Source organism: Nocardia aurantiaca, from assembly GCF_009708175.1.
GTDB lineage: Bacteria > Actinomycetota > Actinomycetes > Mycobacteriales > Mycobacteriaceae > Nocardia > Nocardia aurantiaca.
This window is the reverse complement of the sequence record NZ_WMBB01000015.1, coordinates 80,532-99,654: the sequence shown is the minus strand read 5'-3', so window position 1 is coordinate 99,654 and position 19,123 is coordinate 80,532. Positions and strand designations below refer to the sequence as shown.

The window sequence follows — 19,123 nt, the reverse complement described above, 5'->3', positions numbered from 1 at the left end:
TGCACAATGGCGTGCACCCCGGGGTTTCCGGTTTTCGGGCCGCCGCTACGGCCCCGATGGCGCATGAACAGTGGCGGCGCGCGCGTTCCGCGCGACCGGGATTATTCGGCGTCAGGGATCGCGAAGGCCGATTCCAGCGGCGGGAGCATGGCTCGGACGTCGTGGCCCGCGAACCACAGGCCGACGACGAAAGCCGAAGCGGCTTCGAGGTATCGGGCCTGGCGCAGGCCGCCCGCGTGCACGGGCCGCAGCTTCAGATCCTCGGCCAGTCCGCCGACCGTCGCGACCGCGTCGGCGTCGTCGCCGCACAGTGGCACGGTCAGGGCACGGCCTTCGAAGACGCGGTCCGAGCACGCCCACACCTCCGCCGCCAAGAGGTTGAACGCCTTCACCACGCGCGCTCCGGGCGCCGTCTCCGCGATCCTTTCGGCCACAGCGGGTTCGGAGAGGGTGAATCCGCCGTTGTCCGGTGCGAACGCATTGGTGCAGTCGATTACCGTGCGACCCGCGAAGATATGCGCGGGCCGGTTGCCATCCGCCGCGCGCGGAAGTTCCGCATTGTCCCCATTCGCCGTCCGCAGCACGTCCGCGAGCGCGTCGACCGGCACAGCGAGCAGGGTGACCTCGCCGAAGCGGGCAGCCTGGGCCACGGTCACGGCGCGCGCGCCATGTCCGATAGCCGCCGCCGTTTCCCCGGCGCGGGTGGACGTCCGTGCTCCGAGGGCGATCTCATGTCCGGCCGCGGCCCAGCCGCCGCCGAGCGCCCGCGCCATCTGACCGGCGCCGATGATTCCGATTCGCATCTCAACTCCTGGATATGGTCTGAGAATCCGACGCTAGGCATTCCGATGCGCACCTCCGGGTGCCCAACACAGCTGGCAGGCTGTATTCATGACGGTCGAGAGCTTCGCACCGGTGCGGTTCGCCGAGTACGGTGGCCATGAGTCCGACTGCCCGGCACGGCTCGCGGTGGACATCTTCGGCAATTCGTGGCTGACAGTGATCGTTTACACACTCCGCGAGGGCCCGATGCGGCCGGTGGAATTGCGGCGGGCCATCGGCGGCATCAGTCAGAAGATGCTCACCCAGACCCTGCGGCGCATGCAGCGGATGGGATTGCTGGAACGTCGCCGCTACGCGGAATCGCCACCGCGCGTTGAGTATTCGCTGACCTCGGCGGGCATCGATCTGCTGAATCCGATCTTCGCTCTGGGCGAGTGGACGGACCGCCACGGCGACGCTGTCCGCACCGCCCTCTACGGCGATCCGGAGGACTGATCCGTCGTTGCGAAAGTGGTTGCCACAGGGGCGCTCACCTGCCGCGACACGCTGACCGAACTTTGCGTGAACGTCGGGCTAACGAGGATGGAAGTGCCTATGACCTGCATGAAACTTCCTGCACCCGGGGTTTGACCGCGCGTCGGCGACCGTACGATTCACAGTGTGAGCGTTCCACAGGCCGTGCTTTTGGCAGTCCTGGCGGCCGTAGTCGGACTGGCCGTCGGAGGACTGCTCATCCCGTATGTGAACGCTCGCCAGGAGCGGCTGCGCGCCGCCACCGATACCGGGCTGACCATGTCACAGGTCCTGGACCTGATCGTGCTCGCCTCCGAGTCCGGCATCGCGGTGGTGGACCAGTACCGGGATGTGGTGCTGGTGAACCCGAGGGCCGAGGAACTGGGCGTCGTCCACGACCGCCTGCTCGACGAACGGGCCTGGGCCGCGGTCGAACGGGTGCTGGCCGGCGGCCAGGACGTGGAATTCGAGCTCACCGCCAAGATCCCCATGCCCGGCCGCGCCCGCCTCGCTGTCCGCGGGGTTGCTCGACCGCTCTCCCAGGAGAACCCGAACTTCGTGGTCCTGTTCGCGGACGACGATTCCGAGCAGGCCCGCATGGAGGCCACCCGCCGCGACTTCGTCGCCAATGTGAGCCATGAGCTGAAGACTCCGGTCGGCGCCATGAGCCTGTTGGCTGAGGCGTTGCTGGAATCCGCCGACGATCCGGACTCGGTACGGCACTTCGGGGAACGCCTGCACGGCGAGGCCCGCCGAATGGGCAAGATGGTGACCGAGCTCATCGCGCTGTCGCGCCTGCAGGGCGCCGAACGGCTCCCGGAGCTGGAGGCCGTCGACGTCGACACCGTCGTCACCCAGGCCATCGAGCGCTCCCGCACCGCCGCCGAGGCCGCGGGCATCACCGTCTCCACCGACGCCACCAGCGGGCTCGAGGTGCTCGGCGACCAGACCCTGCTGGTGACCGCGCTGTCCAACCTGGTCGAGAACGCCATCGCCTACTCGCCGCGCGGCTCGCACGTGTCGGTGAGCCGGGCGCTGCGCGGCGGCTACGTCAATATCGCGGTCACCGATCGTGGTATCGGCATCTCCAAGGAGGACCAGGAGCGCGTCTTCGAGCGTTTCTTCCGGGCCGACAAGGCGCGCTCGCGTGCCACCGGCGGTACCGGCCTCGGGCTGGCTATCGTCAAGCATGTGGCCGCCAACCACAACGGTGAGATCACCCTGTGGAGCAAACTGGGCACCGGATCGACGTTCACCCTGCGTATCCCGGCCCATCCTGCCGATTCCAACGGGCAGGTCGACAAGAGACTTGCCGCCGGTGTTCCGGTGGCCAAGAAGGAAAACGGCTCGCGCCCCCTCGGGCGGGCCAGAACCAACGGTGTGGAGGCAACCCGATGACGAGTGTGCTGATCGTCGAGGACGAGGAGTCGCTGGCCGATCCGCTCGCGTTCCTGCTGCGCAAGGAGGGGTTCGAGGTCACCGTGGTGGGTGACGGCCCGGCCGCCCTGGCCGAGTTCGATCGTTCCGGCGCGGACATCGTCCTGCTCGATCTCATGCTCCCCGGCATGAGCGGCACCGACGTGTGCAAGCAACTGCGCGCTCGCGGCAGTGTCCCGGTCATCATGGTGACCGCGCGTGACAGCGAGATCGACAAGGTGGTCGGCCTGGAACTGGGCGCCGACGACTACGTCACCAAGCCCTACTCCTCGCGTGAGCTGATCGCTCGCATCCGGGCCGTGCTGCGCCGCGGCGCCGGCGAGGAACCCGACAACGGCAGCGAGACCAGCGTGCTGGAGGCCGGCCCGGTGCGCATGGACGTGGACCGCCACACCGTCCAGGTGAACGGCAAGGCGGTGACCCTGCCGCTCAAGGAGTTCGACCTGCTCGAATACCTGCTACGCAATTCCGGCCGCGTGCTCACTCGCGGCCAGCTCATCGATCGCGTCTGGGGTGCCGATTACGTCGGCGACACCAAGACCCTCGACGTGCACGTCAAGCGGCTGCGATCCAAGATCGAGGCCGACCCGGCCAAGCCGGAGCACCTGGTCACCGTGCGCGGCCTGGGCTACAAGCTGGAGGCTTGACCGCCTCCCCGCGCCTTCAGCGCACGGCAAAGAGCCGTTGACAGCTGTGCGCGCGTGCCGGCGGTCGGTGCCGAAACAATTCTGGGCGTACCCGGACCGTTACGAAATCAGTCGTCGCGTTCTCATACGTCGCGAAAGAAGAGCACGCCCGCTTCGGTGACGAAGCGGGCGTGCTCTTCTTGGCTCAGGTCAAGCATTCGGGTCCGACTTCATGGTGTAGACCCACGCCGGACCGAGACCCGGCAGGTCCTGCTGGTCCAGGATGAGCCAGCCCAGGCCCGGGTTGTCCTGCTGCATGCAGCCGTACCACGGCACGTCCGCGCCATTGCCCTTGCACGCGATGGTGTGGCTGGTGCCATAGGGGCTGACGATGATCTGCTTGCCGGCATCCTTGGCGCTCAGTACGGCGGGATCGTTGTACGCGACGAAATCCGCGGTGCGGTCGGAGAACGTGTTGGGATCGGCGTTATCGGCGGAGGCCTGCGGCGCAATGGCGATAACGGCACCGGCGGTCAGGGCGGCCACGGCGAGGGTTTTCTTGATCATGGCCAGGATGTCTAACACGTTTCGGTGAATTCGCAATAGCGGGACGATGTCATGCACACTTCCGGCTATTCACTCGTCGAGGTCACCGGACCGCCGGGAATACGAAACATACTTCTACGCAGTCTGATTCGATTGTCCGGCGCGGGCGCCGGTTGTTCATCTGCCGGACACCCGGGATTGCGTCACATAACGACGCGGGCGTGGGTCCGGGTGCCCGTGCCCGCCGGATTGTGACGGCGGGCACGGACGCTCGTGCGGACTACGAGCCCGCGCTGCCAGTGAGCCCGCCGAGCAGCCCGCCCAGCGCTGAACCAGCGCTGCCGGTCCCGCCGCCACCGGTTCCGCCGCCACCGCCGCTGCCGCCGGTGCCGCCGCCCGGCTGGGACGGGTCGGTCACATTCACGATGATGGTCTTGGTGTTGCCGCCCTGGGAGGCGGTCAGCAGGTGCTGGCCCGCGGTGGTGGGCTTCCAGTCGATGCTGGAGTAGCCGATCGGCCACGGCACCTTGCCGGCCGGAGTGAGGTTGGTGCCATTGTCGGACCAGTACACCAGCAGGCCGATGCTCGCGCCGCTCAGATTCGCCGTGAGGGTATAGCTGGTGTTGATGGTGTACGGGGCGGTGCCCGAGATGCTCACGGAGTCGACGGTCGCGTTCGCGCCGGGTGCGGCGAAGACGGCGACGGCCGCTGCGGTCGCCAGGCCGGCGACGCCCGCGCCGATCCGGTAGGACATCATGCTCATGGGGAATTCCTCTGTGTAACAACGACTCTCGGGCATCCGAGCGCCAACGTGATGCGGAACGGCGGGCCTAGTTGGTGTTCGGCGTGGTGCCGCTGCTGCCGCTGCCGAGCGGGCCGGCCGGGCCGAAGCCGCTGCCCGTGCTGGAGCTGCCCGAGCCGAGGGGGGCGTCGGCGACCTGGACCACGATCGACTTGGTGTAGCCGCCCTGTTCGACGGTGATGATGTGCTGTCCGCTGGTGTCAGGGGTCCAGCTGATGCTGGCGCTGCCCGGCGGCCACGGCACCTTCGGGGCGCCGATCTCGTTGCCGTTGTCGCTGAAGTGGACGAGCAGGCCCGCCGCCGCGCCGCTGAGGCTGGCATTGACGGTGTACGCCTTGCCGACGTGGAGATCATTGCTGGACACGCTGACGCTGTCGACAGTGGCCAGGGCCGCGGGTGCGGCGAGCACGGCGGCCGCGCCCAGGGCGGCCAGCCCGGTGATTCCCACGCCGGTGCGGCGTGCGGAGCTCCGCAGTGGTGTGTTGCGCATGTGTTGCTCTCCTGTGCTGCCCCACGGGGTGTGTGTGGGCTTCCGCACCCTAAGTGACCGAGTGTGTGAAGTGCGGCTGTTTCGAAAAATTCTCAAGCAAGCGTCTGCTTGGTTGGCATGGGCGTGACGGATTCGGGAGAAACCCGTCACGCCCGGCTGATCGCGGGTCTTTGCTAGCTGCTGCCGAGCAGCCCGCCCAGCAGGCCCTTCGCGGAACCGCTGGAGCTTCCGCTGCCGCCGCTACCGGTGCCGCCACCCGGGGTGGTGGTCGGTGGCGTGCTCGTCGGGGGAGTGGTGGTCGGAGGCGTCGTGGTGGTCGGAGGCGTCGTGGTGGTCGTGCCGCCCGAACCGCTGCCCACGTTCACGATCAGGGTCTGGGTGCTGCTGCCCTGTGAGGCCGTGATGATGTGCTGGCCGGGGGTGGACGGCGTCCAGTCCAGGCTGGCCTCGCCCGGCGGCCACGGCACCTTGCCGACCGGAGTGAGGCTGGTGCCGTTGTCGCTCCAGTAGACGAGCAGGCCGACCGACGCGCCGGACAAGGACGCGTGCAGGGTGTAGTCGCCGCCGACCGTCGGCGTGGCGCTGGAAATGGTGATCGCGTCCACGGTGGCGCTCGCCGTCGGCGATATGGCCACCGCGAACGCCGCGGCACCGGCGACGGTGACACCGGCCAGCCCTGCTCCGATCACCCGGCCGGATGGTTTGCTGCGCATGGGTACTCCTGTGTTGTTTTTCATGTTGTGCCCCAAGGGAATTGGGGCGGGCGTCGGATCAGAGCCCGAAGGGCAGGCCATTGGCGCTGCCGGTGCCGCCATCGCTGTTGCCCGGCGAGGTCGTGGTGGTGGGCGGAACGGTGGTCGTCGTGGTCGGCGGGACCGTGGTGGTGGTCGGCGGGACCGTGGTGGTCGTGGTCGGCGGGACCGTGGTCGTGGTGGTGGGCGGCGCCGTCGTGGTGGTGGTCGGCGGGACCGTCGTCGTGGTGGTCGGCGGGGTGGTGGTGGTGCCGTCGCCGACGTTCACGATCAGGGTCTGCGTGGTGCTGCCCTGCGAACACGTGATGATGTGTTGGCCAGGGGTTTTCGGGGTCCAGTCGAGGCTGGCGTGGCCGACCGGCCACGGCACCTTGCCGACCGGGGTCAGGCTGTCACCGTTGTCGCTCCAATAGACGAGCAGGCCGATGGAGGCTCCGCTCAGGTTGGCGCTGAGGGTGTAGGTATTGCCGACGGTCCAGTTCGATCCCGAGATGGAGACCGAATCGACCGCGGCGTGCGCTGCGGGAGCTTCGTGGGTGGTCAGCACCGTGATCGCGCCGGCGGCGATGGCCAGACCGGCCAGACCGGCTCCGAGACCGCGCCCGATGGGGGTGATTTTCATGGGTATTCCTGGATATCCGGGGGGCGGGTCGCGCTCAGAGTCCGAAGGGCAGGCCGTTGGCGCTGCCGGTCCCGCCACCGCCGCCACCGCTCGGAGTGGTCGTCGTGGTGGGCGGTTCCGTGGTGGTGGTCGGCGGGACCGTTGTGGTGGTCGTGGGGGGAACCGTTGTGGTGGTTGGTGGTTCCGTGGTGGTGGTCGGCGGGACCGTTGTGGTGGTCGTGGGGGGAACCGTTGTGGTGGTGGGCGGTTCGGTGGTGGTGGTCGGGGGGACCGTTGTGGTGGTTGGTGGTTCCGTGGTGGTGGTCGGCGGGACCGTTGTGGTGGTCGTGGGGGGAACTGTTGTGGTCGTGGGCGGTTCCGTGGTCGTCGTCGGCGGCACCGTCGTGGTGGTGGTCGGCGGGACCGTGGTGGTCGTGGTGGGCGGGACCGTGGTGGTCGTGGTGGGCGGCGGGGTGGTGGTGCCGTCGCTCACGTTCACGATCAGGGTTTGCGTGGTGCTGCCCTGCGAGCAGGTGATGACGTGCTGCCCGGGGGTCTTGGGGGTCCAGTCGAGGCTGGCGTGGCCGACCGGCCACGGGACCTTGCCGACGGGAGTCAGGCTGGTGCCGTTGTCGCTCCAGTAGACGAGCAGGCCGATCGACGCGCCGGACAGATTGGCGCTGAGGGTGTAGGTGTTGCCGACGGTCCAGTTCGATCCCGAGATTGAGACCGAGTCGACCGCGGCGTGGGCGGCGGGGGCCTCATGTGTGGTCAGAACGGTGACCGCGCCGGTCGCGATGGCCAGCCCGGCCAGACCAATGCCGAGATGGCGGCCGCCCAAGCGGATTTTGCTCACTGTATGTACTCCTGTGCTGCGACCCCTGTGGGTAGGGGTCCGTCGCACAGTAAGGGAGCGGCAATGTGAAATTGGTGGATTTCAGAAATTTACTGGCAAGTTGTCCGCTATTACTGCGCGGACGTCGCCTTCCGGGCGGGCTCGCCCTGGCTCTTCGCGGCCTCGGCGGCCTTGTCCTCCGCGATGGCCGTCGCCGGATGCACCGCCGCGATGCCCAGCCCTTGCCGGCGCTTGCAGTGTCGCGCCAACTCGTCGTAGGCGGGCTTGCCGATCAGCTCGATCAGTTCGGGTGCGTAAGCCTCCCACACCGGTCGCGTGCCGACGTGCGCATCCGGCGAGCCGGTGCAGTACCAGTTCAGATCGAGGCCTCCGGGACCCCAGCCGCGCCGGTCGTATTCGGTGATAGCGGTCCGCAGGATCTCCACCCCGTCGGGCCGGTCCACCCATTCCTGGGTGCGGCGGATCGGCAGCTGCCAGCACACTTCCGGCTTCACGGTGAGCGGCTCCAGGCCCCTGCGCAGCGCCATGGTGTGCAGCGCGCAGCCGATGCCCTCCGCAAAACCGGGCCGGTTGAGGAAGATGCACGCGCCGTCCACCCGCCGGGTGCGCAGCGCCGGCTCGTCGTCGAGGTCGTCCTCCTCCAGATACAGCTTCTTACGGATCCGGCCCTTGTCGTCGACGGCCTTGTCCATCAGCTGCCAGTCCTCGGGTGTGAGCATTTTCACGGCCCGGTGCAGCTTCTTGCCGTCCTCGGCATCGGAGAGGAACGCGCCGTGCGAGCAGCAGCCGTCGTTCTCGCGGCCGTCGATGATGCCCTGACAGGCCGGGGTGCCGAAAACGCAGGTCCACCGCGACAGCAGCCAGGTCAGGTCGGCCGCGATCAAATGCTCGTCATTTGCTGGATCTACGAATTCGATCCATTCTCGCGGGAAGTCGAGTTCCACTTCGGGCGCCGGGTCGATCTTCGCCGCTGGTCGCAGCCCGGTCGGTCCGCTCGCCGATGCACCTGCTGTCACAATGCGGAACGCTAACAGCTCAGTCGCCTGGCCAGAAGTCGTGACTCACCCAGTACCGTGTTCTTGTGCGGCTCGGTGTACTCGATGTGGGAAGCAATACCGTCCACCTGCTCGTGGTGGACGCGCATCGTGGTGGACACCCGATGCCTATGAGTTCGACGAAGTCGGCCCTGCGGTTGTCGGAGAGCATGGACGACCACGGCCGGATCACGGCCACGGGCGCGGCCCGGCTGACCGACACCGTAGCCGAATTCGCAAGTATCGCAAAGACTTCCGGATGCGTGGAGCTGATGGCGTTCGCCACCTCCGCGGTCCGCGAGGCCACCAACTCCGAAGACGTGCTGGCCCGGGTGCGGCGCGAGACCGGAGTGAATCTGCAGGTGCTCTCCGGTGTCGATGAGGCTCGACACACCTTCCTCGCGGTGCGGCGCTGGTACGGCTGGAGCGCCGGCCGGATTCTGAATCTGGATATCGGCGGCGGCTCGCTCGAGATGAGCAACGGCGCGGACGAGGTGCCGGATGTGGCGCTGTCGCTGCAACTGGGCGCGGGCCGGCTGACCCGGGACTGGCTGCGGCACGATCCGCCGGGCAAGCGCCGCGTCGCGGTGCTGCGCGACTGGCTCGACGCCGAGCTCGTACTGCCGAGCAAGCAGCTGCTCGAGGTGGGGCGCCCGGATCTGGCGGTGGGCACCTCCAAGACCTTCCGCTCACTGGCGCGGCTGACCGGAGCTGCCCCCTCTGTTGCGGGACCCCGAGTTCGGCGTACCCTCACCAGTTCCGGCCTGCGGCAGCTTATTGCGTTCATCTCGAGAATGACAGCCGCCGACCGGGCAGAATTGGAAGGCGTAAGTTCTGATCGGTCACAGCAGCTTGTGGCCGGTGCGCTGGTCGCGGAGGCGAGTATGCGGGCTCTGTCCCTGGACACGCTCGAAATCTGTCCCTGGGCACTGCGAGAGGGATTGATCTTGCGCAAACTGGATACCGACCTTGATAGCGAACCGATAGCCGACGGGCCCGACAGCGGCCTGTCGGGCCCGATCGAAACGGTGTCTCGATGACCGAGGATTCAAGCCAGCTGTCCGTCGCCGAACTCCTGGCGCGGAACGGGCAGCAGAGTGGAACCCCTGCGAGCGGTGGGGGTCGGCGACGCCGAAGCGGCCGTGGCATTTCCGTCGCGGAACTGACCGGCGATATTCCCGTGGTGAACGCGGGATCGTCCTCGCACGCCGCGCCGGATGAGGACGGGGCCGAGTCCGTACCCGAGCCCGCCTCGATCGAATCCGACTATTCACAATTTTCGAACTTCTCGAATTATTCTGAGTACTCGAACTTTTCGGATTTCCCGAGCTTCTCTTCAGCCGCGGCACCGGTCCAGCCGGACTATTCGTCCGCCGATCCGGAACCCGCGTATTCGCCGCTGTCGGGGCCGATCGCGTACTACGACCCGCTGGCGCCCAGCCCGCAGCCGCCATCCCTGCCCGAGCCGTCCCAGAACTGGTCCGCCGGTCTGGACTGGCCGCCGACCGAGAACCCGCTGCCGGAAGCTCGGCCGAGCGGCGGCCGCCGCCGCAAGCCGGATCCGCTGGATTCCGATTTCTCACTGGACCGGTTGCAGGGCGCCGAGCCTCCCGCCCCGCCGGCTGCGCCGCGCGAGGGCGGTCGCCGCCGCCGCTACGACCCGGACGACGAGAACACCGGCGAGGTGCGTCCCTTCCGCGGCGACAACGGCACGCGCGGCGACGGGTCCGGAACCCGAGACGCCGCCTCCGACGCCATCCGCGACATCACCGCTCGCGGCCGCGACACCGTCGCGCGCACCCCGCTGGACAACGGCCCGCGACCGGCGCTGGACGAGCCCGCCCACACCCAGTTCAACCCCGCGGTCCGTCCGTCGTTCGACGACCGTGCGCTGTTCGACGACCGCCCGCCCTTCGATGACGCGGCCCGCACCCAGTTCCATCCCGCCGCCCCCGTGTGGTCGCCCCCGCCAGGACCCGAACCGTTACCGCCCAATCCGCGTCAGAACCGTCCCCCCTTCGAGCCGCCGCAGGCCGCGCCCGCCGCGCCGCCGATGTCGCGTTCGGCGCGACGGCACGCGGAATCGCAGGTCCCGAACGCCCCGCAGGGTGCCGCGGCCGACCGCCGCGGCGGCGTCGACCACGGCGCGGCCAACGGTCTTCCGGAATGGTCCGCGCGAAGACGACCGGGACCCGACGCCGATCCGGTCCGCGACCGCATCGATCAGGCCGCGGTGCCGACCGCCGCGTGGTCGTCGCTGGCCGAGTCCGATCAGCAGCTGCTCTCCGGAGAATCGGTTGCCGGTGATCTGCTACGCGACGCCCAGGAACGTGATGACCGACGCGCGGAACGGAATTCGCGAAGCGCAGGCAAACGTCGCGGCGGCGGTTCGCGTGGTCGCGTCGCGGTCGCGCCCGAGCCGGAGCCCGACGACCACCTCACCGATTTCTACGAGCCGCTCGACGACGACTATGACGATTACGACGACGAGCCCGAGACCTCCCTGGGCGGACGGCTTTCCTCGTTCACGCAGAAGGCCGGCTCCTTCGCCCGCAAGAGCAGGGACAAGCGCGCCGCGGCGGCCCCGCGCGCTCGCGCGCGCGCCGCGGGCCGTTCGGACGAGGAGGAGCATCGCCGGCAATGGCTGGTGATCGCGGGCCAGAGCGTGGGCGCCGCGGTCGCGGGCATGTTGCTGTTCAAGGGTTTCGAACGCATGTGGGAAATGCTCCCGTGGGTTGCGCTGGCCCTGGCGATGATCGTGATTCTCGGCCTGGTCGCGTTGGTGCGTGTGCTGCGCCGCACCGATGACATTGTCAGCACTGTGATCGCCGTCGTCGTGGGCGTCTTCGTGACGCTCGGACCGCTAGCCTTTCTCCTCAGTACGAACTGAGCAGGGAGCAGTAGTGGGGAACATCGTGCAAGCTCAGGGAGCGAGCATCGAGAACCGGGCGGTCCGAAAGGAAGTCCGGGTCGGGCTCTCGACCGCGTCGGTGTATCCGGAGAACACCGAGGCCGCCTTCCGATACGCGGCCGAACTCGGATTCGACGGCGTGGAACTCATGGTGTGGGCCGAGCCCGCCAGCCAGTCCATCGCCACCGTGCAGCATTTCGCGCGCACATACGACATGCCGGTGCTGGCCGTGCACGCGCCGTGTCTGCTGATCTCGCAACGGGTCTGGGGGTCGGACCCGATCGCCAAACTCACCCGCAGCGTGCATACCGCCGAGGCGCTGGGCGCGGCCACCGTGGTGGTGCACCCGCCGTTCCGCTGGCAGCGCCGCTATGCCGAGGGCTTCGCCAAACAGGTTGCCGAACTGGAGAATTCGAGCTCGGTCGCGGTGGCCGTGGAGAACATGTTCCCGATGCGCGCCGACACCCTGTTCCGCGGCAGCTCCATCGAGCGCCTGCAGCGACGCGGCGGCCCCGGCCCCTCCATCACCGCCTTCAAGCCCTCCTTCGACCCCACCGACACCGGCTTCCTCCACTACACCCTCGACACCTCGCACACCGCCACCGCGGGCATGGACCCGCTGGTCCTGGCGGGCCGCATGGGTTCGGGCCTGACCCACCTGCACCTGGCCGACGGTCGCGGCGCCGCCACCGACGAGCACCTGATACCGGGCGAGGGCACCCAGCCGGTGGTCGAGCTCTGCGAAATGCTGGTGCACAACGGTTTCGACGGGCAGGCCGTCATCGAGGTGAACACCCAGGTGGCCCGCACCACCATGGACCGCGCCGCCATGCTCGACCGCGCGCTCACCTTCGCCCGCACCCACCTCAACCCCTTCACACCCGCGCCCACCCCTGAGCCGAGCGTCGCCCATCGCGGCTGAGTCTCGCTCCGGCAGGCATTCGCGGCTTCGGGACGTGGTTCATGAGCCGTGGCGAGTCCTCGGCCAGGGCGCGGTTCGTGAGCCGCCGCGAGTGCCTTCGGCGGTGTTCGGGGTTTCAGGGGCCGGCCCACGGCTGTCGGGATGTATCTCCCGCGAGCCTCCGAGAATTGCGTGATTCATCCCACGAGCGGGCCGGATGATCGAGGCGTCCGTTTACGCTGTACAAACCGCACAGTGGAAGGACAGCGGATGACAACGGAGTTGACCGTCGATCTCGAGTCGGCGAGCGAACTGGCGAACGCGCCGTTCAGTCGCGTCTGCACGGTGACCGAGCTCGATTCGCGGACTCCGTCGGCCGGCCGCTACGCGGGCCTGATCGAACCCACCTGGACCATCGGCGACAAGCTGCACGGGGGCACCATGGTCGCCGGCAGCGCGGCCGCCGCCACCGAATGGCTGCGCCGCACGGCCCCCGACCAGGCGGCCATGTTCCCCATCTCGGCCAGCACCGACTTCCTGGGCGCGCCCGTCCCGGGCAAGGTCGAGTACGAGGTCCACACCCGCAAGCTGGGCCGCCAGATCGCCCTCATCGACGCGAGCCTCGTCCAGAACGGCCGCACCCTGGTGCACACCGCCCTCACGTTCAGTTACCTCGACGACGCCGTCCCGCAGTATGCCGCCGACCACGCCTGTGACATGCCCGCGGAACCGCCCGCCGACGCTCTCGTTTACGACGAGCACAACCCGATGGGCAAGCTCGTCCACGTGGCCCGCGGTTCCTCGGTCGCCCTCGACCCGGCATGGGCCCGCTTCCTCGCCGGCGAGAAGTCCGAACCCCGCCTGCGCCTGTGGATCCGCCCCTTCGACGGCGACGAGCAGGACCCCGACGTGGCCGCCTTCTTCGCCATGATGTCCGCCGACATGAGCCCGCCGGTCCCCATGAACCTCGGTCACTTCGGCTGGGCCCCCACGGTCCAGCTGACCACCTACCTGCGCCGCCGCCCGGCCCCCGGATGGCTGCGCGTCATCGCCCACAGCCGCGAGGTCGGCAACCGCATGTTCGACGAGGACCAACTGGTCATCGACGCCAGCGGTGCCATCGTCGCCCAGAGCCGCCAGCTGGCCCTGATCCCCCAGCCGCGCTTACCCGCGGCGTCGGGCGGCACAGCGGATCGGTGTGGCATCGCATGATCTGCGGCGTATCAGTCGGCGTAACCGCGAGCGCGTCCAGCACCGCCACGGCGGCGATCCGCGCTTCTCATGTCCCGCAGCCCAATTCGTCGCCTCCTGTGCGGTGGGCCACGCAATCCGGGGTGTCGGTGCCCGCCCTCGATATGAAAGACCGTGTTTCGCATTGTGATCCACGGGCGGTGGTGCACTGGTGGTCCGATACGGTGGGGAAGCTAGCCTTGGGTTCCATGACGAGGATTGCGGTTATCGGTGGCGGTCGGATCGGGGAGGCGTTGATCGCCGGTCTGCTCGAGTCCGGGCGGGCGAACAAGGATCTGGTTGTCGTCGAGCCGGTGCCGATGCGCGCCGAACTGCTGGCCGACCGATTCGGGATCCGCGCCACCGACGACATCGCCGACGCCGCCAAGTCCGCCGACCTCATCGTGATCGCCGTGAAGCCGAACGACGTGGACGGGGTGCTCGGCGAACTGGCCAAGGCCGAACTCGGCGACGACCACGACCAGGTGCTGGTCTCGCTGGCCGCGGGCGTGCCGACCGCGCGTATGGAGGCCAAGCTGCCCGCCGGGTTCCCGGTCGTGCGTGTCATGCCGAACACGCCGATGCTGGTGGGCCAGGGCATGAGCGCCGTCGCGCCGGGTCGCTACGCCCGCAAGGAGCAGCTGGCGCTGGTCACCGAGATGCTCGAGTCGGTGGGCAAAGTGGTGACCGTCTCCGAGACGCACATGGATGCCGTGACCGCGGTGTCGGGTTCCGGCCCCGCGTACTTCTTCCTGATCGTCGAAGCCATGATCGACGCCGCGGTCGGCCTGGGCCTGACCCGCGATGTGGCCACCCAACTGGTAACGCAGACGATGCTCGGTTCGGCCGCCCTGCTCGAGGAGTCGGGCCAGTCTGCCGTGGAATTGCGTGTGGCCGTCACCTCGCCCGCGGGCACCACCGCGGCCGGGCTGCGCGAGTTGGAGCGGGGCGCGGTGCGCTCGGCTTTCCATGATGCGTTGGAGGCCGCAAAAAGCCGTTCCGCCGAACTCGGCGCGACCGCGGACTAACGTTGATGGTGTGGCGATCGCGCTCGCCACGCCTCCGGTCTTCCCGCGGCTTTCCAATACTGCTCGGTTGCTAGTTTGCTGCCGAAGGCCGACTCGCCACAGCAAAGGCTGATTTCTCACACCCGTCGCAGCAATCCCACTGGTCCCGCTAAGCTTCAAGGAGCACGTGCGTGTCTGTTCCGCCGGTGGGGAAGCCGGCGGCGCGGACGTGCCGGAGGTCAGTGGCGCAATGATGTCTGGAAACAGCCAAGCGAGGTCAGGAAACAGCCCAATCACCGCGGGATCCGTCATCGGCGGAGGTACTCAGTTCCTCACCGTCGCCGAGGTCGCGAATCTGATGCGGGTATCCAAAATGACGGTGTACCGGCTGGTGCATTCGGGAGAGCTGCCCGCGGTGCGGGTGGGGCGTTCCTTCCGAGTGCACGCCAAGGCGGTGCACGACTATCTGGAGACGTCCTACTTCGATGCGGGGTAGTTAGCCCGGATAAACCGATCGGCCCCTACCCGTTTCGTTCGCCGGAGAGTGGCCCGGTAGCATGGACCGGCATCCTGTACGTGCCGGTGGTGCCGCCGGGTCCATTCGGCCCGTATCGGGTAGGGACTGTGCAGGGTCAGACAGTGTGCACCCCGCGGAGGCGGGGATGACCCGAGAGAACGCGAGGAACAACCCTATGGGTTCTGTGATCAAGAAGCGCCGCAAGCGCATGTCGAAGAAGAAGCACCGCAAGCTGCTTCGCCGCACGCGTGTTCAGCGTCGTAAACTCGGCAAGTAAGCCGCCGCGTCGTAGCTGGAAGCCCGTCACCGTCGGTGACGGGCTTTCGTTTTTTTCGGGTGATGGAACTCATCGTTAGATCCTGGTTAATACCCTTCGGATGGCACCTACTGGCCGGTTACTCTGGAGCGCGGGAATAACAAGAAATGGGGGCTGCGAGTGGGATCCGGAGTGGCAGGGACTCGGGACGGGCAGGCGCCCAAGGTGGTGATGGTGACCGGTGCGAGCCGGTTCTTCGGCGGCAACGTGGTGGCCCGACTGGCTGCCGACCCGGCCGTCGAACGCATCATCGCCGTGGACGCCAAACAGCCCAGCCGGGAGCTGCTGCGCCGCATGGGTCGCGCCGAGTTCGTGCGCGCCGATATACGAAATCCATTGATCCGCAAGGTTATCGACGGAAATCAGGTGGATACGGTGGTGCATCCCGCGGCGCTGTCGCGCCCTCCCTCCGGTGGCGGCCGGCCCGCCATGAAGGACATGAACGTCCTCGGCGCCATGCAGCTGTTCGCGGTGTGCCGCAAGGCTTCCAGCGTGCGGCGGGTGGTGGTGCGGTCATCTTCCGCCGTCTACGGGTGCAGTGCCAAGGACCCGGTGAAGTTCACCGAGGAAATGAGCGCGCGCACGCCACCGCGCGGCTGGTTCGCGCGGGACATGATCGAGGTGGAGGGCTTCGTCCGCGGGCTCGCGCGACGGCGTCCGGATATCTCGGCGGCCATTCTGCGTTTCCCGCCCATCGTGGGTCCGCAGTTGGCCAAACGCGGTGTGCAGTATTTCCGTTCGCCGATCACGCCCACCATCCTGGGGCGCGATCCGCGCCTGCAGCTGTTGCACGAGGAGGACGGCATCGCCGCCCTCGTCCACGGGGCCATGACGGCCCCGGGCGGGACCTACAACGTGGCCGGTGACGGCGCGATGGCGCTGTCGCAGGCGATCCGCCGGGCCGGGCGGGTCGAATTGCCGGTCCCGTACGCGGTTTTCCGCACCGTCGGGCGCACCGTGATGGGCCCGGTCATGCGGGAGTTCACCGCGGAGCAAATCGACTACTTCCATTTCGGGTGTGGTCTGGACACCACCCGAATGCGCACCGAACTCGGCTTCCAGCCGCGCTGGACCACGGTACAGGCATTCGACGACTTCATAGGGGGCGCAGCGTTGCGGCCCGTGATCGATCCCATGTGGATCGACGCCGCAGAGAACAAACTTCTCGGCCTGCTCGGGGCCGGGACGGGAGCACACCAATGAGTGATGTAGCGAAGGTGATTCGACTTCACGACGTGGATTTCGAGGCGCGGCACAGTCGCCCGCCTCGGGTGTGGCCGGCGGGGGAGCCGGCGCTCACCCCGGTGACCTCGCTGACCGATCGGCTCGCCGAAGCCGAAGCACGCGAGCCCAAGTCGCTGGGGGAGCTGATTCGGGGCACCGTTGCGGACGGGGTCCGCTACACCGCCGATTTCGCGCGCCGTCGTCTCACCGGCGACTATCAGATCGACGAATTCGGTTTGGACGAGCATCTTCTCGAATCGGTCATCCTGCCGATACTGCGGCCGCTGTCGGAGCTGTGGTTTCGGGTCGAGGTGTCGGGCATCGAGAATATTCCGGAGGTGGGCGGCGCGCTGATCGTGGCCAACCACGCGGGCACGGTGCCGCTGGACGGGCTGATGCTGCAGCTGGCCGTGCACGACCGCCATCCCAAGCAGCGCGTGCTGCGCCTCCTGGCCGCCGATCTGGTCTTCGAGACGCCGGTCATCGGCGGCCTGGCCCGCAAGGCCGGCCACACCCTGGCCTGCCCGGCCGATGCCGAAAGGCTCTTGCGCGCGGGCGAAGTCGCGGGTGTGTTCCCCGAGGGCTACAAGGGCATCGGCAAGCCGTACGGGGACCGGTACAAGCTGCAGCGTTTCGGTCGTGGCGGCTTCGTGTCGGCGGCGGTGCGAACCGGCGTGCCGATCATTCCGTGCTCCATTGTGGGTTCGGAGGAGATCTATCCGAAGCTGGCCGATCTCAAGCCGCTGGCGCGGCTGCTGGGCATTCCGTATTTCCCGGTGACGCCACTGTTCCCGCATCTGGGTCCGCTGGGCGCGATTCCGTTCCCGTCCAAGTGGTACATCGAATTCGGCGAACCGATTTCGACCGCGGGATACGAACCCGCCGACGCGGATGATCCGATGACGATGTTCGAAGTCACCGATCAGGTGCGCGAAACCATTCAGGGGACGCTGTACAAGAATCTGATCAAGCGCCGTAATCCGTTCACTGGCTAGCTCCGAGACTTCAGCGGGCAGCCGTAGCCGTTGACGTTGGGCGCCCGTGCGAGCGGTCGGGTGCCCAACCCATTTCGGTCGTACCCGGCGAGTTACCGAGGCCTCACCAAATCAGTTCTCGCCGTGGCATGATTCGAATGAATGTTTTGAGGCCGAATGGGATTCGGCAAATCCATTCGTGCAATCAGCTGGCCTTCGCTTCGCGCTTGCGCGAGAGCACCGCGGCCGCCGCGCCACCGGCCGCGCCGAGCGCGAGGGCCGTGGGCACACCGACTTTGGCGGCCTTGCGGCCGGTGCGGAAGTCGCGGATCTCCCAGCCGCGGTTCTTGGCGACCTCGCGCAGATCCGCGTCGGGGTTGATGGCCACCGCGGTACCGACCAGCGACAGCATGGGCACGTCATTGTGGCTGTCGGAATAGGCGGTGCAGCGCTTGAGGTTCAAGCCCTCGCGAATGGCCAGGGTGCGCACCGCGTGCGCCTTGCCCAGCCCGTGCAGGATGTCGCCGACCAGGCGGCCGGTGAACACGCCGTCCTCGCTCTCCGCGACCGTGCCCAGCGCGCCGGTCAGGCCCAGCCGCTTGGCGATGACCTGCGCCAACTCCACCGGCGTGGCGGTCACGAGCCAGACCTGCTGGCCCGCGTCCAGGTGCATCTGAGCCAGCGCCCGGGTGCCCGGCCAGATCTTGTCGGCGATGATCTCGTCGTAGATCTCCTCGCCCAGCGCGGCGAGTTCGGCGGTGGGACGGCCCGCGATGAAGGACAGCGCCTTCTCCTTGCCGGAGGCCATGTCCGAGTGACTCTCCTTGCCGGTCACCCGGAATTTGACCTGCTTCCACGCCATATCGACCAGGTCGGAGGTCTTGAAGTATTTGCGCGTGGCCAGCCCGCGCGCGAAGTGCACGATCGACGCGCCCTGCACCATGGTGTTGTCGACATCGAAGAAGGCCGCGGCGGTGAGGTCACGGGCAATGGCGGGAGGCGGGGTCTCGCCGTCGTGCCGCAGGGCGAGTTCGGCATCGTGCAGAGCGATGGCGGCGTCGGCGCTGGCCTCCCCGGCCAGATTGGCGCGGACCTCTTCTTCGCTCGGACCGAACGGACTGCGGGTGATGCGCGTGAACTGGTCCTGCAGGTCCTGCAGGCCCTGACCCCAACGCGCCGGGAATTCACCGAATCGTCCCGCGATGAAGCCCGTCCCCTGCTCTTTCGAACGTTCCGGCACCAGTACCTCCGCCTGTTAGCGCGAACAAGTCCACAGTAACGCCCGGGGATGTCCTGAACGTAGACGGCGAACGACATATCGGGGAGTTGTTAGATGGTGGCTATGAGCGATTCCACACATGCTGTGACTCTGTTGACCCGCAGCGGCTGCGGTCTGTGCCACACGGCGCTGGAACAATTGCGGCCGATCTGCGCCGAGTTCGGCATCGAAGTGGACACCGTCGACGTGGACGTGGCCGCCGCCACCGATCCGGGTCTGCGCGCCGAATACGGGGACCGGCTGCCGGTGGTCCTGCTCGACGGACGCGAGCACAGCTATTTCGACGTGGACGAGCCGCGCCTGCGCGCCGACCTCGCGAAATAA

Annotated in this window: 22 protein-coding genes; 13 read left to right on the top strand and 9 right to left on the bottom strand. The window is 67.9% G+C overall.

Annotated features, from left to right (window positions below):
- Positions 1-101: 101 nt before the first annotated feature.
- The gene (locus tag GLP40_RS27895; RefSeq protein WP_154790979.1) at positions 102-803 is read right to left on the bottom strand and encodes an NADPH-dependent F420 reductase; all 702 of its coding nucleotides are present in this window, start codon (positions 801-803) and stop codon (positions 102-104) included.
- An 88-nt stretch (positions 804-891) separates the two neighbouring features.
- Here GLP40_RS27895 and GLP40_RS27890 point away from each other — a divergent pair, with 88 nt between their 5' ends.
- The 3 genes from GLP40_RS27890 to GLP40_RS27880 all read left to right on the top strand — a co-directional run bounded on the left by GLP40_RS27890 (position 892) and on the right by GLP40_RS27880 (position 3,380).
- The gene (locus GLP40_RS27890; RefSeq protein WP_154790978.1) at positions 892-1,278 is read left to right on the top strand and encodes a winged helix-turn-helix transcriptional regulator; all 387 of its coding nucleotides are present in this window, start codon (positions 892-894) and stop codon (positions 1,276-1,278) included.
- Between the two features lie 165 nt (positions 1,279-1,443).
- Positions 1,444-2,694 carry a sensor histidine kinase gene (locus GLP40_RS27885; protein ID WP_328290748.1) on the top strand — a complete coding sequence of 417 codons (1,251 nt, stop codon included), beginning with the start codon at positions 1,444-1,446 and terminating at the stop codon, positions 2,692-2,694.
- On the top strand, positions 2,691-3,380 hold the full coding sequence (locus tag GLP40_RS27880) for a response regulator transcription factor (protein WP_154790977.1): 690 nt from the start codon (positions 2,691-2,693) through the stop codon (positions 3,378-3,380). Before GLP40_RS27885 ends, GLP40_RS27880 begins: the two co-directional genes overlap by 4 nt.
- Before the next feature lie 189 nt (positions 3,381-3,569).
- On the opposite strand, the gene GLP40_RS27875 is transcribed toward GLP40_RS27880, so the two are convergent.
- The 7 genes from GLP40_RS27875 to GLP40_RS27845 all read right to left on the bottom strand — a co-directional run bounded on the left by GLP40_RS27875 (position 3,570) and on the right by GLP40_RS27845 (position 8,422).
- Positions 3,570-3,926 carry a hypothetical protein gene (locus tag GLP40_RS27875; protein ID WP_154790976.1) on the bottom strand — a complete coding sequence of 119 codons (357 nt, stop codon included), beginning with the start codon at positions 3,924-3,926 and terminating at the stop codon, positions 3,570-3,572.
- Positions 3,927-4,185: 259 nt separating this feature from the next.
- On the bottom strand, positions 4,186-4,668 hold the full coding sequence (locus GLP40_RS27870; RefSeq protein ID WP_154790975.1) for a hypothetical protein: 483 nt from the start codon (positions 4,666-4,668) through the stop codon (positions 4,186-4,188).
- A 67-nt stretch (positions 4,669-4,735) separates the two neighbouring features.
- Positions 4,736-5,197: a hypothetical protein gene (locus GLP40_RS27865; protein WP_154790974.1), complete on the bottom strand. Its 462-nt coding sequence runs from the start codon at positions 5,195-5,197 to the stop codon at positions 4,736-4,738.
- Between the two features lie 173 nt (positions 5,198-5,370).
- A complete protein-coding gene (locus GLP40_RS27860) occupies positions 5,371-5,910 on the bottom strand; it encodes a hypothetical protein (protein ID WP_154790973.1) in 540 nt (179 codons plus the stop codon).
- Positions 5,911-5,968: 58 nt separating this feature from the next.
- Positions 5,969-6,571: a hypothetical protein gene (locus GLP40_RS33395; protein ID WP_196054820.1), complete on the bottom strand. Its 603-nt coding sequence runs from the start codon at positions 6,569-6,571 to the stop codon at positions 5,969-5,971.
- A gap of 34 nt (positions 6,572-6,605) precedes the next feature.
- Positions 6,606-7,406 (bottom strand): hypothetical protein, encoded by an 801-nt coding sequence (locus GLP40_RS33390; protein WP_196054819.1) that lies wholly within the window; start codon positions 7,404-7,406, stop codon positions 6,606-6,608.
- A gap of 110 nt (positions 7,407-7,516) precedes the next feature.
- Positions 7,517-8,422, bottom strand: a complete 906-nt coding sequence (locus GLP40_RS27845; RefSeq protein ID WP_407671683.1) for a hypothetical protein — start codon at positions 8,420-8,422, stop codon at positions 7,517-7,519.
- Between the two features lie 65 nt (positions 8,423-8,487).
- On the opposite strand from GLP40_RS27845, the gene GLP40_RS27840 reads away from it, so the two are divergent.
- The 9 genes from GLP40_RS27840 (at position 8,488) to GLP40_RS27800 (ending at position 17,541) form a co-directional block, all read left to right on the top strand.
- A complete protein-coding gene (locus GLP40_RS27840) occupies positions 8,488-9,480 on the top strand; it encodes a Ppx/GppA phosphatase family protein (RefSeq protein WP_328290747.1) in 993 nt (330 codons plus the stop codon).
- Positions 9,477-11,330: an ABC transporter permease gene (locus tag GLP40_RS27835; protein WP_154790972.1), complete on the top strand. Its 1,854-nt coding sequence runs from the start codon at positions 9,477-9,479 to the stop codon at positions 11,328-11,330. Before GLP40_RS27840 ends, GLP40_RS27835 begins: the two co-directional genes overlap by 4 nt.
- A 22-nt stretch (positions 11,331-11,352) precedes the next feature.
- Complete coding sequence (locus tag GLP40_RS27830) at positions 11,353-12,273, top strand: sugar phosphate isomerase/epimerase family protein (protein WP_328290770.1); 921 nt, start codon at positions 11,353-11,355, stop codon at positions 12,271-12,273.
- Between the two features lie 249 nt (positions 12,274-12,522).
- Entirely contained in the window at positions 12,523-13,464 is a 942-nt protein-coding gene (locus tag GLP40_RS27825; protein WP_154790971.1) for a thioesterase family protein, read from the top strand.
- Between the two features lie 227 nt (positions 13,465-13,691).
- The gene (gene proC / locus GLP40_RS27820; protein WP_154790970.1) at positions 13,692-14,510 is read left to right on the top strand and encodes a pyrroline-5-carboxylate reductase; all 819 of its coding nucleotides are present in this window, start codon (positions 13,692-13,694) and stop codon (positions 14,508-14,510) included.
- 229 nt (positions 14,511-14,739) lie between these two features.
- Positions 14,740-14,985 (top strand): helix-turn-helix domain-containing protein, encoded by a 246-nt coding sequence (locus GLP40_RS27815; RefSeq protein WP_154790969.1) that lies wholly within the window; start codon positions 14,740-14,742, stop codon positions 14,983-14,985.
- A gap of 196 nt (positions 14,986-15,181) precedes the next feature.
- Complete coding sequence (locus GLP40_RS27810) at positions 15,182-15,283, top strand: 30S ribosomal protein bS22 (protein ID WP_003402602.1); 102 nt, start codon at positions 15,182-15,184, stop codon at positions 15,281-15,283.
- A 210-nt stretch (positions 15,284-15,493) separates the two neighbouring features.
- Positions 15,494-16,525, top strand: coding sequence for an NAD-dependent epimerase/dehydratase family protein (locus tag GLP40_RS27805; RefSeq protein ID WP_154791070.1), 1,032 nt, complete (start codon positions 15,494-15,496; stop codon positions 16,523-16,525).
- Entirely contained in the window at positions 16,522-17,541 is a 1,020-nt protein-coding gene (locus GLP40_RS27800) for a lysophospholipid acyltransferase family protein (RefSeq protein ID WP_154790968.1), read from the top strand. Before GLP40_RS27805 ends, GLP40_RS27800 begins: the two co-directional genes overlap by 4 nt.
- A gap of 184 nt (positions 17,542-17,725) precedes the next feature.
- Here the strand turns inward: GLP40_RS27800 and GLP40_RS27795 are convergent, their stop codons facing one another.
- On the bottom strand, positions 17,726-18,679 hold the full coding sequence (locus GLP40_RS27795; RefSeq protein WP_230330017.1) for an HAD family hydrolase: 954 nt from the start codon (positions 18,677-18,679) through the stop codon (positions 17,726-17,728).
- Between the two features lie 183 nt (positions 18,680-18,862).
- On the opposite strand from GLP40_RS27795, the gene GLP40_RS27790 reads away from it, so the two are divergent.
- A complete protein-coding gene (locus GLP40_RS27790) occupies positions 18,863-19,123 on the top strand; it encodes a glutaredoxin family protein (RefSeq protein ID WP_154790966.1) in 261 nt (86 codons plus the stop codon).

Coding starts and splice junctions, on each gene's coding strand:
- GLP40_RS27895 (WP_154790979.1), bottom strand. CDS start 803: ATGCGAATCGGAATCATCGGCGCCGGTCAGATGGCGCGGGCGCTCGGC.
- GLP40_RS27890 (WP_154790978.1), top strand. CDS start 892: ATGACGGTCGAGAGCTTCGCACCGGTGCGGTTCGCCGAGTACGGTGGC.
- GLP40_RS27880 (WP_154790977.1), top strand. CDS start 2,691: ATGACGAGTGTGCTGATCGTCGAGGACGAGGAGTCGCTGGCCGATCCG.
- GLP40_RS27875 (WP_154790976.1), bottom strand. CDS start 3,926: ATGATCAAGAAAACCCTCGCCGTGGCCGCCCTGACCGCCGGTGCCGTT.
- GLP40_RS27870 (WP_154790975.1), bottom strand. CDS start 4,668: ATGAGCATGATGTCCTACCGGATCGGCGCGGGCGTCGCCGGCCTGGCG.
- GLP40_RS27865 (WP_154790974.1), bottom strand. CDS start 5,197: ATGCGCAACACACCACTGCGGAGCTCCGCACGCCGCACCGGCGTGGGA.
- GLP40_RS27860 (WP_154790973.1), bottom strand. CDS start 5,910: ATGCGCAGCAAACCATCCGGCCGGGTGATCGGAGCAGGGCTGGCCGGT.
- GLP40_RS33395 (WP_196054820.1), bottom strand. CDS start 6,571: ATGAAAATCACCCCCATCGGGCGCGGTCTCGGAGCCGGTCTGGCCGGT.
- GLP40_RS27835 (WP_154790972.1), top strand. CDS start 9,477: ATGACCGAGGATTCAAGCCAGCTGTCCGTCGCCGAACTCCTGGCGCGG.
- GLP40_RS27825 (WP_154790971.1), top strand. CDS start 12,523: ATGACAACGGAGTTGACCGTCGATCTCGAGTCGGCGAGCGAACTGGCG.
- proC (WP_154790970.1), top strand. CDS start 13,692: ATGACGAGGATTGCGGTTATCGGTGGCGGTCGGATCGGGGAGGCGTTG.
- GLP40_RS27815 (WP_154790969.1), top strand. CDS start 14,740: ATGATGTCTGGAAACAGCCAAGCGAGGTCAGGAAACAGCCCAATCACC.
- GLP40_RS27810 (WP_003402602.1), top strand. CDS start 15,182: ATGGGTTCTGTGATCAAGAAGCGCCGCAAGCGCATGTCGAAGAAGAAG.
- GLP40_RS27805 (WP_154791070.1), top strand. CDS start 15,494: ATGGTGACCGGTGCGAGCCGGTTCTTCGGCGGCAACGTGGTGGCCCGA.
- GLP40_RS27800 (WP_154790968.1), top strand. CDS start 16,522: ATGAGTGATGTAGCGAAGGTGATTCGACTTCACGACGTGGATTTCGAG.
- GLP40_RS27790 (WP_154790966.1), top strand. CDS start 18,863: ATGAGCGATTCCACACATGCTGTGACTCTGTTGACCCGCAGCGGCTGC.